Source organism: Microbacterium sp. EB106-03-03-XG65 (assembly GCF_058791955.1).
The window spans coordinates 394,457-408,688 of record NZ_JBYTEB010000001.1 but is presented as its reverse complement, the minus strand read 5'-3'; the positions used below and the strand labels follow the sequence as shown (position 1 = coordinate 408,688).

The 14,232-nt window shown below is 67.0% G+C and carries 16 protein-coding genes; 10 read left to right on the top strand and 6 right to left on the bottom strand.

What is annotated here, in order from left to right:
• Nucleotides 1–105: 105 nt before the first annotated feature.
• On the bottom strand, nt 106–1,098 hold the full coding sequence (locus AC3WS6_RS01960; protein ID WP_492499394.1) for a LacI family DNA-binding transcriptional regulator: 993 nt from the start codon (nt 1,096–1,098) through the stop codon (nt 106–108).
• A 209-nt stretch (nt 1,099–1,307) separates the two neighbouring features.
• Here AC3WS6_RS01960 and AC3WS6_RS01955 point away from each other — a divergent pair, with 209 nt between their 5' ends.
• The 5 genes from AC3WS6_RS01955 (at nt 1,308) to AC3WS6_RS01935 (ending at nt 7,102) form a co-directional block, all read left to right on the top strand.
• On the top strand, nt 1,308–3,170 hold the full coding sequence (locus tag AC3WS6_RS01955; RefSeq protein WP_492499393.1) for a glycoside hydrolase family 2 protein: 1,863 nt from the start codon (nt 1,308–1,310) through the stop codon (nt 3,168–3,170).
• A gap of 87 nt (nt 3,171–3,257) precedes the next feature.
• Nucleotides 3,258–4,562: an ABC transporter substrate-binding protein gene (locus AC3WS6_RS01950; RefSeq protein WP_492499392.1), complete on the top strand. Its 1,305-nt coding sequence runs from the start codon at nt 3,258–3,260 to the stop codon at nt 4,560–4,562.
• A gap of 61 nt (nt 4,563–4,623) precedes the next feature.
• Nucleotides 4,624–5,574 carry a carbohydrate ABC transporter permease gene (locus AC3WS6_RS01945; protein ID WP_314426128.1) on the top strand — a complete coding sequence of 317 codons (951 nt, stop codon included), beginning with the start codon at nt 4,624–4,626 and terminating at the stop codon, nt 5,572–5,574.
• Nucleotides 5,571–6,491, top strand: coding sequence for a carbohydrate ABC transporter permease (locus AC3WS6_RS01940; protein WP_492499391.1), 921 nt, complete (start codon nt 5,571–5,573; stop codon nt 6,489–6,491). Before AC3WS6_RS01945 ends, AC3WS6_RS01940 begins: the two co-directional genes overlap by 4 nt.
• Nucleotides 6,488–7,102, top strand: a complete 615-nt coding sequence (locus tag AC3WS6_RS01935; RefSeq protein WP_492499390.1) for a hypothetical protein — start codon at nt 6,488–6,490, stop codon at nt 7,100–7,102. The genes AC3WS6_RS01940 and AC3WS6_RS01935 overlap by 4 nt, the downstream gene beginning before the upstream one ends.
• Nucleotides 7,103–7,148: 46 nt before the next feature.
• On the opposite strand, the gene AC3WS6_RS01930 is transcribed toward AC3WS6_RS01935, so the two are convergent.
• The gene (locus tag AC3WS6_RS01930) at nt 7,149–7,859 is read right to left on the bottom strand and encodes a hypothetical protein (protein ID WP_492499389.1); all 711 of its coding nucleotides are present in this window, start codon (nt 7,857–7,859) and stop codon (nt 7,149–7,151) included.
• A gap of 225 nt (nt 7,860–8,084) precedes the next feature.
• Here AC3WS6_RS01930 and rpsF point away from each other — a divergent pair, with 225 nt between their 5' ends.
• From rpsF to rplI, 4 genes are all read left to right on the top strand, one after another.
• Entirely contained in the window at nt 8,085–8,453 is a 369-nt protein-coding gene (gene rpsF, locus AC3WS6_RS01925; RefSeq protein ID WP_201470589.1) for a 30S ribosomal protein S6, read from the top strand.
• A gap of 5 nt (nt 8,454–8,458) precedes the next feature.
• Nucleotides 8,459–8,968, top strand: a complete 510-nt coding sequence (locus AC3WS6_RS01920; protein WP_194764331.1) for a single-stranded DNA-binding protein — start codon at nt 8,459–8,461, stop codon at nt 8,966–8,968.
• Nucleotides 8,969–9,039: 71 nt separating this feature from the next.
• Nucleotides 9,040–9,294 carry a 30S ribosomal protein S18 gene (gene rpsR, locus AC3WS6_RS01915; RefSeq protein ID WP_201470590.1) on the top strand — a complete coding sequence of 85 codons (255 nt, stop codon included), beginning with the start codon at nt 9,040–9,042 and terminating at the stop codon, nt 9,292–9,294.
• Between the two features lie 11 nt (nt 9,295–9,305).
• Nucleotides 9,306–9,758 (top strand): 50S ribosomal protein L9, encoded by a 453-nt coding sequence (gene rplI, locus AC3WS6_RS01910; RefSeq protein WP_492499388.1) that lies wholly within the window; start codon nt 9,306–9,308, stop codon nt 9,756–9,758.
• A gap of 64 nt (nt 9,759–9,822) precedes the next feature.
• Here rplI and AC3WS6_RS01905 read toward each other — a convergent pair whose 3' ends face one another.
• From AC3WS6_RS01905 to AC3WS6_RS01890, 4 genes are read right to left on the bottom strand one after another with little or no spacing between them, the layout of a single operon-like run.
• Nucleotides 9,823–10,302, bottom strand: a complete 480-nt coding sequence (locus AC3WS6_RS01905) for a hypothetical protein (protein ID WP_492499387.1) — start codon at nt 10,300–10,302, stop codon at nt 9,823–9,825.
• Complete coding sequence (locus tag AC3WS6_RS01900) at nt 10,299–10,589, bottom strand: WXG100 family type VII secretion target (protein ID WP_492499386.1); 291 nt, start codon at nt 10,587–10,589, stop codon at nt 10,299–10,301. Before AC3WS6_RS01900 ends, AC3WS6_RS01905 begins: the two co-directional genes overlap by 4 nt.
• Nucleotides 10,589–11,005 (bottom strand): hypothetical protein, encoded by a 417-nt coding sequence (locus AC3WS6_RS01895; protein WP_492499385.1) that lies wholly within the window; start codon nt 11,003–11,005, stop codon nt 10,589–10,591. The genes AC3WS6_RS01900 and AC3WS6_RS01895 overlap by 1 nt, the downstream gene beginning before the upstream one ends.
• Entirely contained in the window at nt 11,002–12,129 is a 1,128-nt protein-coding gene (locus AC3WS6_RS01890; RefSeq protein ID WP_492499384.1) for a hypothetical protein, read from the bottom strand. The genes AC3WS6_RS01895 and AC3WS6_RS01890 overlap by 4 nt, the downstream gene beginning before the upstream one ends.
• Before the next feature lie 592 nt (nt 12,130–12,721).
• On the opposite strand from AC3WS6_RS01890, the gene dnaB reads away from it, so the two are divergent.
• Complete coding sequence (dnaB, locus tag AC3WS6_RS01885) at nt 12,722–14,095, top strand: replicative DNA helicase (RefSeq protein ID WP_194764328.1); 1,374 nt, start codon at nt 12,722–12,724, stop codon at nt 14,093–14,095.
• Nucleotides 14,096–14,232 lie beyond the last annotated feature (137 nt).

The window sequence follows — 14,232 nt, the reverse complement described above, 5'->3', positions numbered from 1 at the left end:
TGCGCCGCTGGTCGTCCGCCCGACAGGGAGATCTCCGCCCTTCGGGGTGCGCAGACCCGGGGGGACAGGGGTCGACGCAGGGGTCGACGCGGGGTCGCCGGACGCTCAGCGAGGAACGAGCCTGTAGGGCACTTCGTGGCGTGCACCGGGCGTCGGCACGACCGCAGTGACGATGTCGAGGATCGTCGAGGCGGCCTTCTCGGCGCCGTGGTCGACTGTCGAGAAGGTCGGGATGTGGAATCCGCCCTCCTCGATGTGGTCGAAACCCATGACCTGTACCTGCTCGGGCACTGCGATGCCGCGGCTGCCGAGCGTGTAGAGAGCGCCGAGCGCCAGGCTGTCGCTGAAGCAGAAGAGCGCGTCGAACTCCACACCGCTCTCGATCAGGCGCTCGACCGCTTTCGACCCCTCTGCCCTGTTGAACTGCTCGACGGTGGCGTGGAGCGAGGGGTCGGCTTCGATGCCTGCTGCGGCAAGGGCTCTGAGGTACCCCTCGAATCGCAGGCGCGAGGTGGCGGTCGGCCCTGACTGCTGCACACCCACCGCGGCGATGCGTCGACGCCCGCTCTCGAGAAGGAACTCCGTGGCTGCCGCAGCCGCCGACACGTTGTCGATGCCCACGTGGTGAGCGGTCGCTGCGACCAGCGCCTCGGCCTGTTCTCCGATCAGCACGAGGGGCGGTGCGGCCGGGCGGCTCGCGATGTCGGCCGCCGTGAGCGCGAGCGGGCTCATGACGATGCCGTCGAGAGCAGGGAGTCCCTCGCCCGCCATCAACGCCGTCTCGCTGGCCGCGTCGCCTCCGGTCTGCGCGATCAGCACGGTGAGCGCTCGCGACTGGGCGGTGGTGACGAACTGCGAGGCGAACTCGGCGAAGTACGGTTCGCGCAGGTCCGGCAGCACCAGGGCGATGAGACCGCTGCGGCCGTTGCGCAGCTGTCGCGCGGCCAGATTGGGGCGATAGCCGAGCTCGTCGATCGCTGCGAGGATGCGCTGTCTGACCTCGTCGCCCACCCAGCCGGTGCCGTTCACCACGTTCGAGACGGATTTCGCGCTCACGCCCACTCGCGCGGCGACGTCGGCAAGGGTCACGCGCGGCATAGGGAGCATCCTCTCATCAGGTCGAGAGGTCGCGAGAACGTGCGAGCTCCTCGATCCGAGTTTAGTGGTTGACGTTAGTTCAACGTGGAACTATCGTGTAGTTCAACGTGGAACGGAATGCGCTTTCCGTACCAGACGATCCCTCGGGGCGGAGGGACGAGTTCGATGACGAAGGGTCGGCCGCGGCCGACCGGAAGAGGGAGCCACACGTGGCATTGCGAGACGCCGACCGAGCGATCGAGAGCATCAGGGCGAGTCGATTGGAGACCGCGCGTCCGCGCCCGCAACTGGTGCGCGACTCGTTCGTCGAACTCGACGGCGAGTGGGGCTTCGCGCACGACGACGCCGACAGCGGACTCGGCGAGCAGTGGCATGACGGACGCGAGCTGCCCGACCGCATCCGCGTGCCCTTCCCTCCCGAATCGCCGGCCTCGGGCATCGGCGCGACCGGCTTCCACCCTGTGGTCTGGTACCGGCGTGCGCTGACCGCGAGCGATCTCGACGCTGCAGCCCACACTCCGCAGCGGCGCGCCGTCCTGCACTTCGGTGCCGTCGACCACCGGGCCACGGTATGGGTCGACGGGGCAGCGGTGGGGTCGCATGAGGGAGGGCATACGCCGTTCGCCGTCGACATCACCGACGCGCTCGACACATCGCTCGACGAGCACGTCATCGTCGTGCGCGCAGAGGATGATCCCCACGATCTCGCGCAGCCCCGAGGAAAGCAGGACTGGCACGAAGACCCGCATGCGATCTGGTACCACCGCACCACCGGCATCTGGCAGCCCGTCTGGCTCGAGTCGGTCGCATCGCAGCACGTCACAGCGATCAACTGGACGTGTGATCTGACCGCAGGAACCGTCACGGTCGACGTGTCGCTCAGCCGTCGCGCCGACAGCGTCGTCCACGTGCAGATCGCGCATGACGGACTGATCCTGGGATCCGCCAGCGTGCTCGCGAACGACACGAGCACGACGCTCACCTTCCCCCTCGACGGGCAGCGCAACGGCCAGCACTACGAACACCTGCTGTGGCGGCCCGAGAACCCGGTGCTGCTCGACGCGTGGGTCCGGGTCGAGACCGAGGACGACGAGACCGATGCCTGCGCGAGCTACCTCGGACTGCGCTCGGTGGGCTGGGATCAGGGTGCGCTCCTCGTCAACGATCGACCCGTCACGCTGCGGTCGGTCCTGAGCCAGGGGTACTGGCCCGAATCGCATCTCGCCGCGCCCTCGGCCGACGCTCTGCGCCGCGAGGCCGAGCTGATCACCGAGCTCGGGTTCAACTCGGTGCGCGTGCACCAGAAGATCGAGGACGAGCGCTTCCTGTACTGGGCCGATCGGCTCGGCCTGCTCGTCTGGGGCGAGATGCCGGCGACCTACACGTTCTCGACCGAGGCGGTGCGGCGCACGACGGCCGAGTGGACCGAAGCCGTCGTCCGCGACCGCGCCCACCCCAGCATCATCACGTGGGTGCCTCTCAACGAGAGCTGGGGCGTGCAGCACATCGCCTCCCGCGCGGATCAGCGCGCCTTCGCCGAGGGGCTGTACCACCTGACCAGAGCCTTGGACCCGAGCCGCCCCGTCATCTCAAACGACGGCTGGGAACTCGGCACCTCCGATCTCTGGACCCTGCACGACTACGAGGCGGACGGTCAGGTGCTCGCCGACCGCTACGACATCGGGGAGTCGGCTCTCCGCGACTACATCGGCGGCATCGGTCCGGCCGGGCGGCGGATCCGCCTCGCGGGTGCCCACGACACCGGGCAGCCCATCATGCTCACGGAGTTCGGCGGCGTGAAGTGGGCGGTCGACGCCAGCCCGACCGACTCGTGGGGGTACTCGGAGGCATCCGGCGCCGAGGACTTCACGCGCATGCTCGGGGAGATCCTCGGGGCAGTGCAGTCGGGCACTCGAGGCTTCCGCGGACGACCGACGGGACTCGCCGGCTGGTGCTGGACCCAGCTCACCGACACCATGCAGGAGCGCAACGGCCTGCTCACCGAGGCGAGAGAGCCGAAGCTTCCGTTCGCGACCTTCCGCGCCCTGATCGAGGGTGCGAGCGAGCACTGACGGACTGCGCACCGTTTCCCATCGGTGGCCGGACCAGGCCGCCGTGCACGACCCACAGGGCCCCGGCCCACTCAATGAGGAGATCCCATGTCCAAGAGGTTGCCCGCACTGCTCGCCGTCGCCGGCGTCACCACCCTGGTGCTCGCCGGATGCAGCGGAGGTTCGAACGATGCCCCGACGGAGGTGACGTTCGACGAGGACACGGCTGCGGAGATCAGCTTCTCGTGGTGGGGCAATGAAGACAGGGCTGATCGGTTCGAGCAGGTCGTGGCGCTCTTCAACGAGGAGTACCCGAACGTCGAGGTCGTGCGCAACTTCAACGCGTGGGGCGACTACTGGACCGCGCGCAACACGGAGGCCGCCGGGAAGTCGCTTCCCGATGTGGTGATGATGGATGCCGGCTATCTCGGCGAGTACGCGAGCAAGAACCTGCTCGCCGACCTCACGCCCTACCGCGACACGCTGCTGCCGCTCGACGGCATCAACGACCAGGTGCTGGGCTCCGGCACGGTGGACGACCAGTTGGTCGGCGTTCCTCTGGGCACCAACGCCTGGTCGATGATGTACAACAAAGACCTGCTCGACTCCTTCGGCATCGACTACCCGACCGACGACATGTCGTGGGACGAGCTGAACGACTTCATCCTCGAGGTCAACGAGGCGGGCGGCGGGTCCGATCCGCGCATCTACGGCGCGGAGGACTACACGGGCGGTCTGCCGAACTTCATCTATCACCTGATGCAAGACGACAACCCGGTCTTCGAGGAGGACGGCACTCCCGCGTTCGACGAGGAGGACGTGATCTCGTACCTCGACAGCGCGGCCGACCTCCGCGACGACGGGGACTTCTACCCGGTCGAGCGCAGCGTGGCGTTGTCGCCGAGCGGCGGCTTCCTCGCAGGAGAGACCGCGATCTGGTTCAACTTCTCGACCACGGTGCTGCAGGGGATGACGGATGCCGGCACTGAGAACATCGGCATGGTCCAGCCCCCGCTCGACAAGGGTCAGGACGCGCACGTGCTCGCTCCCAAGCCCAGCATGCTGTTGAGCGTCGCGAAGAACTCGGACCAGCAGCAGGCTGCGGCGGCGTTCGTGAACTTCCTCACCACGTCTCCCCAGGTCGCCGAGATCTTCGGCACGTCGCTCGGCACCCCGCCCACCGAGGAGGGGCGTGCCGCGATCGACCAGACCCCCGCCGACACTGTGAACCTCGACTATCTCGCCTCGATCGATGACGAGATGACGGCCAGCTACCCGATCCTGCCCGCGGGCTACGGCACCATCGAGGCCAAGTGGGGCGAACTCCACGAGCAGCTGCGCTACGGCGACATCACGACCGAGCAGTTCGCGCAGGAGCTCTTCACCGAGATGTCGTTGGTTCTCGGATCCTGACCGTCTCGCACGACCCTGCCGCGGGGCTGCACAGCCCGGATGCAGGAGAAAGGACGACTCCATGACTGCTCCCGCAGCCACCGCCCCGGCTCGACCGGTCAGGACGCGCACGAACCTGCGCGCTCGTCGAGAGACGAGAGCGGGCTATCTGTTCCTCAGCCCGTGGCTCATCGGCTTCTTCGCCCTGACGGCGGGGCCGATGGTCGCCTCGCTGTTCCTGTCCTTCACCGACTACAACCTGTTCAACGACCCGGAGTTCATCGGCGTCGACAACTACACGCGGATGTTCTCCGATCCGAACTTCCTGCAGGCCGTCAAGGTCACCGGGATCTACGTCCTGGTCGGCACCCCGCTCAAGCTGATCGCCGCGCTGGCCGTGGCGATGCTGCTGAACGTGCCGCGGCGGGGCCAGGGCTTCTATCGGTCGGCGTTCTACCTCCCGTCGCTGATCGGCGGCAGCGTGTCGATCGCGATCGTCTGGAAGGCGATGTTCATCGACAACGGGATCGTCGCACAGATCGGGTCGTTCTTCGGGGGCCCGCCCGCGTCCGAGGGCGGGTGGGTCGGCGATCCCGCACGCACCCTGCCCTTGCTGATCCTGCTGACGGTGTGGCAGTTCGGAGCGCCGATGGTGATCTTCCTCGCCGGCCTCAAGCAGGTGCCGCCGGAGCTCTACGAAGCGGCATCCGTCGACGGTGCCGGGCCCGTGCGCCGGTTCTTCTCGATCACCATCCCGATGCTGTCCCCGGTGCTGTTCTTCAATCTGCTTCTCGAGACGATCCACGCCTTCCAGGTCTTCAACTCGGCGTACATCATCTCCAACGGCAGCGGAGGACCCGCGGGATCGACGCTCTTCTACACGCTCTACCTCTATCTGCGCGGGTTCCGAGACTTCCAGATGGGCTATGCCTCGGCCATGGCCTGGGTGCTCGTGATCGTGGTGGGAATCGTCACCGTGATGCTCTTCCGCAGCTCGAAGGCCTGGGTCCACTACGCAGGAGACGAACGATGAGCAAGGTCCTCACACACACCGAGGTGGTCACGACCGATCGCACGACGGGGCGGGCGCTGCGAGAGGCGTCGAACCGGCGCAGGCAGAACGGCGCGAAGACCGTCGTCTTCCACGTGCTCACCCTGGCCGTGCTCGTGGTCATCCTGTACCCCGCCGTCTGGATGGTCATGTCGTCGTTCAAGCCGGGCAACGAGATCATCGGCTCGGTGAGCCTCGTGCCCGAGAACTTCTCGTTCGACAACTACCTCAAGGCGCTGCAGGGGATCGGCGGCGTCTCGTTCTGGACGTTCGTGGCGAACTCGCTGATCCTCGCGCTGGCGTCGGTCATCGGCATCGTTCTCTCGTGCTCGATCACGGCATACGCGTTCGCCCGCATCCGCTTCCGCGGCAGCCGGCTGTTCTTCCTGTGCATGATCGCGACCATGCTGCTGCCGTTCCACGTGGTGATCATCCCGCAGTACATCGTGTTCAACCAGCTCGACATGATCAACACGTACTGGCCGCTGCTCCTGGGCAAGTTCCTCGCAGCCGATGCGTTCTTCGTGTTCCTGATGATCCAGTTCATCCGCGGGCTCCCGCGAGACCTCGACGAGGCGGCCCGCATCGACGGTGCGGGTCATGTGCGCACCTTCGCCTACGTGATCCTGCCCCTCATGAAGCCCGCACTGGTGACGAGCTCGATCTTCGCGTTCATCTGGTCGTGGAACGACTTCTTCGGGCCGCTGCTGTATCTGAAGGATCCCGGCATGTACACGATGCCCCTCGCGCTGCGGCTGTACGTCGACCAGACCTCCACGAGCGACTACGGGGCGCAGATGGCCATGGCGATCCTGGCGCTGCTGCCGGTGGTCGTGTTCTTCCTCGCGTTCCAGCGATACCTGGTCTCGGGCGTCGCGACCGAAGGGCTCAAGGGATGAGCGCGACTCGGCGTGCGCGCGGCCGGGGCGACGAACGGCGCTTCGGCGGAACGGGCGTCTCGGCCTTCGGGGAGATGCTCATCGTCGGGCTCGGGGTCGCCGTGCTGTCGCTGCCGCTCGTGACTCTCGCCCCGGCGGTCGCGGCAGGCGTCAGGCACCTCGACGCGCACCTCGATCACGAGCAGGACTCGGTCGCACGGCTGGCCAGGTGGGGTCTGCTGGCCATCCGCTCCGGGTGGTGGTTCGGAGCGGCGTCGACGACCGTGATCGGCCTGCTCGTGCTCAATGCGATCGGTGGCGTGCAGGGACTGCTGCCCGGCGGCACGGTTCTCGCGGTGGTGAGCGGCGCGCTCGCCGCTGTCGTCGCTGTGGCGTCGCTGCGGACGGCCGCGCTGTGGCATCCGCGAGCGCGGTGGTCCGAACTCTGGCGCGCCGGCCGCAATCTGTTTCTCGATGATCCGATCGGCGACGTCTTCGTGCTCTTCGGACTCGGGGTGGCGATCACGGTGGTCTGGATGCTCCCTCCGCTCATCGTGATCGCGCCGGGCCTGGTCGTCGTGTCCCTCGTGGCAGCGGAGCGTCGCCGGATGTCGTCGACGGCGTCCGTATGACGGCGGGCCGAGGCGAAAGCCCCGGCCCGCGGTCTTCGACGGTGGATCAGATCGGCGCGACGATGTTCTGCGCGACGTCCCACTCGGTGATCTCCATCGAGGTCTCGATGGACTGGCCACCGGCATCCGCGGATGCTGTCGACGCCAGGATCACGTAGTCGGAGGTGACCTCGTAGACGACGTCGACCGGAATACCCTGCATGTCGGCCGTGCCGCTCACCAGGAAGACGTCCTGGCCGAGGCGGCTGCCGGTGCCGGTGACCGAGAAGTCACCGGTCAGGCCACCCGCGGCCTCAGCGGGGTCGATGCCCTCGAGGTTGGCGGCGCTCGTGCTGAGCGCGGCGATGACGGGGTCGGACGACTGCGGGTCCGCGGCCTGCCACTCGCTCGTGGGCGACTTGACCCAGACATCGTCGCCGATCACGATGAGCGACCCCACCGGCGAGTTCGACTCGACGGCCTTGTCGGCCGGGCTGTACTTCATCGTCGACTCCATGCCCAGCACCGAGCTGGTGCCCGCGTAGCCCGCGGTGTCGGTCATGGCCTCGGTGATGCAGGCGCCCAGGGCTGCGCCGTCGACGGATGCGCCTTCGGCGAGCTCAGGGCAGTCGGATGCGGGTGCAGTCGTCTCCTCCTGCTCGGCGGCGGCGGTGGGCTTCTCTTCGGCGGGCTTCTCCTCTGCCCCGGCAGAGCACCCGGTGAGCAGCACGGCAGCGGTCAGGGCGAGCCCGACTCCCCACTTCTTGGAACGCATCATGTTTCCCCCTTCGGTCGTGCGCGCGGTGGCCATCACCACGCACGCATCCCAGCATGCCAAGACCCGGCGCTACCGCGTGGAGGCGGCCCGGAGGAATCTCAGCTAGACTGTCGAGGTTGTCTGCCCTTTGGCATCCATTCGGGAAGCCATGGCGGACGACATGCACACACCCTCCTGCTTCCGGGAAAGTCCCGGAAGCCGTTCTAGTCCGAAGGAGGTGGGTAAGTGACGCACCAGTACGAACTCATGGTCATTCTGACCCCCGAGATCGACGAGCGCCAGGTCGCACCCACGCTCGACAAGTTCCTGAAGGTCATCACCAACGATGGTGGCTCGATTGAAAAGGTCGATGTCTGGGGCAAGCGCCGGTTCGCTTATGAGATCCAGAAGAAGACCGAGGGCATCTACGCCGTCGTGAACTTCACCGCTACCAGCGAAGCCACGCAGGAGCTCGACCGTCAGCTCAAGCTGAACGAGCAGATCATGCGCACCAAGGTGCTCCGCGCTGAGGAAGCTCAGGCAATGATCGCTTCCGAGGCGAAGCGCGCCGAGGAGAAGGCTGCCCGCAAGGCCGCCAAGGCTGCGAAGGCCTGAGTTCCATGGCCGGCGAAACAGTCATCACCGTGGTGGGAAACCTCACGGCCGACCCCGAGCTGCGTTACACGCAGAACGGACTGCCGGTGGCGAACTTCACCATCGCTTCGACGCCTCGGAACTTCGACCGCGCCGCCAACGAGTGGAAGGACGGCGAAGCGCTGTTCCTCCGCGCGTCGGTCTGGCGTGAGTTCGCCGAGCACGTGGCGGGTTCGCTGACCAAGGGAATGCGCGTCATGGCGCAGGGCCGTCTGCGTCAGCGCTCCTACCAGGACCGCGAGGGCAACCAGCGCACCGCGATCGAGCTGGAGGTCGACGAGATCGGCCCCTCGCTTCGGTACGCGACCGCGCAGGTCACTCGGGCGGCGTCCAACGGTGGCGGTGGCGGCGGCGGACAGTCGCGCCCCGCGCAGCAGCAGCAGGTGTCGGAGGAGCCGTGGTCTACGCCCGGCTCGTCGACCAGCGCAGATGCCTGGAGCACTCCGGGCAGCTTCGGTGACGACACCCCCTTCTGAGAAATCTTCTGGATCGGGTCGCTGAGTCCGTCGAAAGACTCGGTGGTCCGTCTCACAACTAAGGAAAAACAATGGCTGGAAAGTCGAGCGGCGACCGCCGCAAGCCGCGGAAGGGTGGCAAGCCCACCGCTCCCGCGAAGTCGATCCGGGTCGGTCTCATCGATTACAAGGATGTCGCGACCCTTCGCAAGTTCATCTCGGAGCGTGGCAAGATCCGCGCCCGTCGTATCACCGGTGTCTCCGTGCAGGAGCAGCGTCTGATCGCTCGCGCAATCAAGAACGCTCGCGAGATGGCGCTCCTGCCTTACGCCGGCGCTGGCCGCTAAGGGGTACGGATATGGCAAAGCTGATTCTCACGAACGAGGTCGCCGGGCTCGGAAGCGCCGGTGACGTGGTCGAGGTCAAGAACGGGTACGCCCGTAACTACCTCATCCCCCAGGGCTTCGCTACGGCGTGGACCCGCGGTGGCGAAAAGCAGGTCGCATCGATCCAGGCTGCTCGTCAGGCTCGCGCGATCCACGATCGCGACGAGGCCGTGGCCCTGAAGAACACCATCGAGGGCACCAAGGTGCGCCTGACGGTCAAGGCAGGCAACGAGGGCCGTCTGTTCGGCTCGGTCAAGACCGCCGATGTCGCCGACGCTGTCGCGGCAGCCGGTCTCGGCTCGATCGACAAGCGCAAGGTGCACATCGGATCGGCCATCAAGGTCACCGGTGAGCACGAGGCCACGGTTCGTCTGCACGACGACGTGACCGCTGTCATCACCCTGCAGGTCGTCGCCGCCAAGTAAGGCTCGACGCTCTCACGAGAACGCCCCCTGTCCTTCGGGACAGGGGGCGTTCTGCGTGTGGTCGTCAGGTGAGTCCGAGCTCCGCTGCGCGCCGTGGATTCGCGGGAAGCGCCGGATCGACGTCGACCGCCCGGGTCCAGCCCTGGTCGTCGAGAGGCACACCGCGTGCCGCGAGGGCGCCCGCGGCATCCTCGACCGCATCGACGAAGTCCGCGCCCACGTGGGAGCCGGCCACGAGAGAGACGATCACTCGAGCCCCCGCGTCACCGTGTACGACGGATACGATCGTCACCCCTTTGGCCGAGAGAGGGCCGAGCCTGCTCGTGATCACCGAGAGGCCGCTGCCGCCGATGAGCACGTCGCCCACGGCGGAGCCGCGACGGTAGACACGCTCGGCGCCGACGGCTGCGGAATCGCGGCGGAAGTGCGCGGCCTGCATCGTGCGGTCGATCTCACCGATCACGGCGCCCACGGCATCCGTCGGAACAGTGAAGGTGCGGGCACCGTTGACGGCCCAGCGCAGGCGCTTCGGGTCCTCGGTCATCCCGGCCACCCCTGCGCGAGCGAGCGCTCGAGATCGCGGAGACCGGTCGACCATTCGTCGGCCAGTTCGCCGGCGGCCTTGGCTGTGGCGGCGAGTTCTGTCATCGACGTCGTCCATCGGCTCTGCGCCGCTGCGTAGGCCTGCTGCGCCTCGCCGGTCCAGCGATGCGAGAGGTCGTCTGCCGCGGCCTGCAGCCGACCGAGTGCGGCCGAGATCTCTTCGCTGCCGGCGATGATCTCTGCCGCCAGTGCCGTGATCATCGCGGGTTCGGCCTTGAGGGCAGCCATCAGATGCGTCCTTCCCGTCGCGCCATCTCGCGCAGCATCGCGTCGATGCGTGCGCCGCGTTCCATCGTCTCCGCGTGGAGGGCGCGGAGCTCGGCTCCCGGGTCTCGAGGATCGCCGGGGGCTGTGCGGCGCAGCGCCTCGACGAGCTCGTCCGACTGACGCGCTCCGGTCTGCCGCACGAACTCCGCTTCGACGGAATCGTCTTCGCCCGAGAGGATCGCGTCACGGGTGGTGAGGTTCAGGTCGATCCGCCCCTGGAGCACCTGCCACTCGCGGCCCAGAGTGCCCTGGCGGGCCTGCGCGGCGAAGGCCTCCTCGGCGTCGGCCTCCTCTCCGGGAGGGAAGAGCTCGTCGAGCTGTGACTGCACTGCCGCGAGGCGCTCGCGCCAGGCGGCGGGGTCTTGGGCGAAGGTCATGCGTACTTCCTCGACGTCTGGACGAGCACCTGCGCGAGGTCCTCGAGGCGGAGCAGGTTCTCGACGAGCTGAGCGCGTGCCGTCACGACGCTCTCGATCACGTCGTAGATGATGTTGATGATCGAATAGATCAGCCGGATCACTCCGAAGATCTTCGTCGCAGCCAGAGCGCCCTCGGCCGCGGCGACGATCCACCCGGCGATCGGCACGGTGGCCTCGAGCGCCATGCGCATCAGGGTCTGCGAGAGCTGGTTGATCGCGAACCCGATCGTGGCGGCAGCGGCCTTCGAGGCGAGCACGAGCTGTCCGACGAGCCCTGCGACCGAGTCGGCGACGCTGCCGAGTCCGTAGGCGCCGAGACCGATCGCGGCCATGCCGCCCTGGTACGCCGTTCCCGCATCGCCCTGCCAGAACGTTCCCGTCTCGGCGAGGCCCGCAGCGTTGTCGGATATGCCTCTCATGGCCTCGCCGACGTGCGACCACGCCTGCTGCACCTCTTCGATGCCGGTCCAGTCGCCCGCGAAGGGCTTCATGATGACGTCTTCGAGCAGGCTCAGCCCCACGAGCTGCTCGATCAACCAGTCGACGCCGCCCAGGATCGGGCCGGCGCCCCAACGCATGTTCTCGATCTCGCTCTTGGTCGCGTTCGGCGCGACGAGCCACGACGACGCGTCCGACCGCTCCGACACGGAACCGGCGCCGGACCAACCGTCTGCGCGTGAAGTGGCGTCTTCGTAGAGATCGCTGATGCCCCCGGAGACCGCATCGGGCGTGCCGATGATCTCGGAGATCAGATCGGGCTCGGCGCTGCCGTGGTCGCTGGGAGCCGCAGAACCCGCGCCGCCCAGCGTCGGAGGCGTCGAGGGGCCCTGGTACGGGGCCAGGCTCAGGCCGAGCTGCTGCATGAGCGCCTGCGCCGATTCGTGGGCCTGCTTCTCGTGAGCCTCGTAGGCGCGTGCCGCGTCGTCGACGCGGTCGGCGGCGAGACTGCAGACCTGCCCGAACATGTCAGATGCCTGCACCCCGAGCATCGCGACCGCCAACGAGACGCCGGTGAACGGCAGCATGACGATGCCGGTGTCGCTCGGAGTGAGGATCCCGTACTTCTGGATGTACTCGCTCACCGCCCGAGTGTGCGATTCCTGCTGCCTCCGCAGCACCTGCGACGCGAGTGAAAGCTGACCGTAGTCGACCTGCATGATGACCTCCCCGAAAGAGTTTAGGCAGGAGCTCGGGTTCTGCCCGCATCCGTTCCGGATGACCCCGCGGAGAACCAAATCCGCAGGTCGTGACCGTGTGTTCCGCAATGAGGCCGAGTGTGACGCGCCCGGTGAAAACTCGGCTTGACTTTCCCCAGGTTCTACACATCCCCCCAGTCGGTGAACAAACCTTAAACGCGCGGTTGAACCACGTTCTCATCCACAGGTTGGGGAAACGAAAAACCGCAGTTGAAAGCAAATAACGGTCGTCGTATTTCAGGTAGTCCACTGGGTTATCCACAGCGGTTGTACACAGACACTCCGGAATTCTCCGCACACTTTCCACATAGTTATCCACAGGGTCTGTTGCGACCGTAAATCGCCGCTCGTAGCGTGGTCGAGCGACCCGATGTCGGTGGCTGCTGGTTCGCTGTGCAGACGGCGTCGAATAGCCGCGACAGCGCAGCACGACATCCGGGCAGCGCCCCACCACGCTCGTCGCATCGAAGGGAACACTGTGTCGATCGCTGACATCTCCGAGGACCGCCTCGGCGGCAAGCGTCCGCCCGAGCGGACCCCGCCGCACGACCTCCTCGCAGAGCAGAGTGCGCTCGGTGGCATGCTGCTGTCGAAGGATGCCGTCGCCGATGTGATCGAGACCCTCAGGGGCGCCGACTTCTACATCCCGAAGCACGAGCTGATCTTCGAGGCGATCCTGTCGCTGTACTCGCACGGTGAGCCGACCGATGTCGTCGCGGTCACCGACGAGCTGATCAAGACGGGCGAGCTCAGCCGCGCCGGCGGCGCCGACTACCTGCACACGCTGACGTCGATCGTCCCCACCGCGGCCAACGCCGGCTACTACGCCGGCATCGTGTCGGAGCGGGCGATCCTGCGGCGACTGGTCGACGCCGGAACGCGCATCGTGCAGCTCGGCTACGACGGCCAGGGCGATGCGACCGACCTCGTCAACAACGCGCAGGCCGAGATCTACTCGATCACCGGGTCGGAGACGGCCGAGGACTACGTCCCCCTGCAGATCGCCGTCGACGCCGCCCTCGAGGAGATCGAGGCGGCCAGCGGCCGTGACGGCTCGATGACAGGTGTGCCGACCGGATTCAAAGAGCTCGACGAGCTGACCAACGGCCTGCACGGCGGGCAGATGATCGTGGTCGCCGCGCGACCCGCCATGGGTAAGTCGACGCTCGCGCTCGACTTCGCGCGCGCGGCATCGATCGGTCACAACCTGCCGTCGGTCTTCTTCTCGCTCGAGATGGGCAAGAGCGAGATCGCGATGCGACTGCTCAGCGCCGAGGGGCAGATCCCGCTGCAGAACATGCGAAAGGGAAACCTCGACCCGCGCGACTGGACCACGGTCGCGGCGACGCGAGGACGCATCAACGATGCGCCCCTCTACATCGACGACAGTCCCAACATGACGCTGGTCGAGATCCGCGCCAAATGTCGACGGCTCAAGCAGCGCGAGGGGCTGCGCATGGTCATCATCGACTACCTGCAGCTGATGACCTCGGGCAAGCGCGTCGAGTCGCGTCAGCAAGAGGTCTCGGAGTTCTCGCGAAGCCTCAAGCTCATCGCGAAGGAGCTGCAGGTCCCCGTCATCGCTCTGTCGCAACTGAACCGTGGTCCCGAACAGCGTCAGGACAAGAAGCCCGCGATCAGCGACCTGCGTGAGTCGGGATCGATCGAGCAGGACGCCGACATGGTCATCCTGCTGCACCGCGACTCGGTCTACGACAAAGACGTGCGTCCCGGCGAGGCCGACCTGATCGTCGCGAAGCACCGTAACGGTCCGACGGCGACGATCACCGTGGCGTTCCAGGGCCACTACTCGCGCTTCCACGATATGGCGCCGGGCGGCGACTTCAACTGATGGCGCTTCCGTATCGACCCGGCGGCGCGCCGTCGGATGACGGTTCGAGTGGCGAGGGGCGCGCATGGCGGTGACGATCCGCGAGCCGGAGCCGAGCGATTCCTCGCGAATCGCCGACCTCCACGTCGCAACGTGGA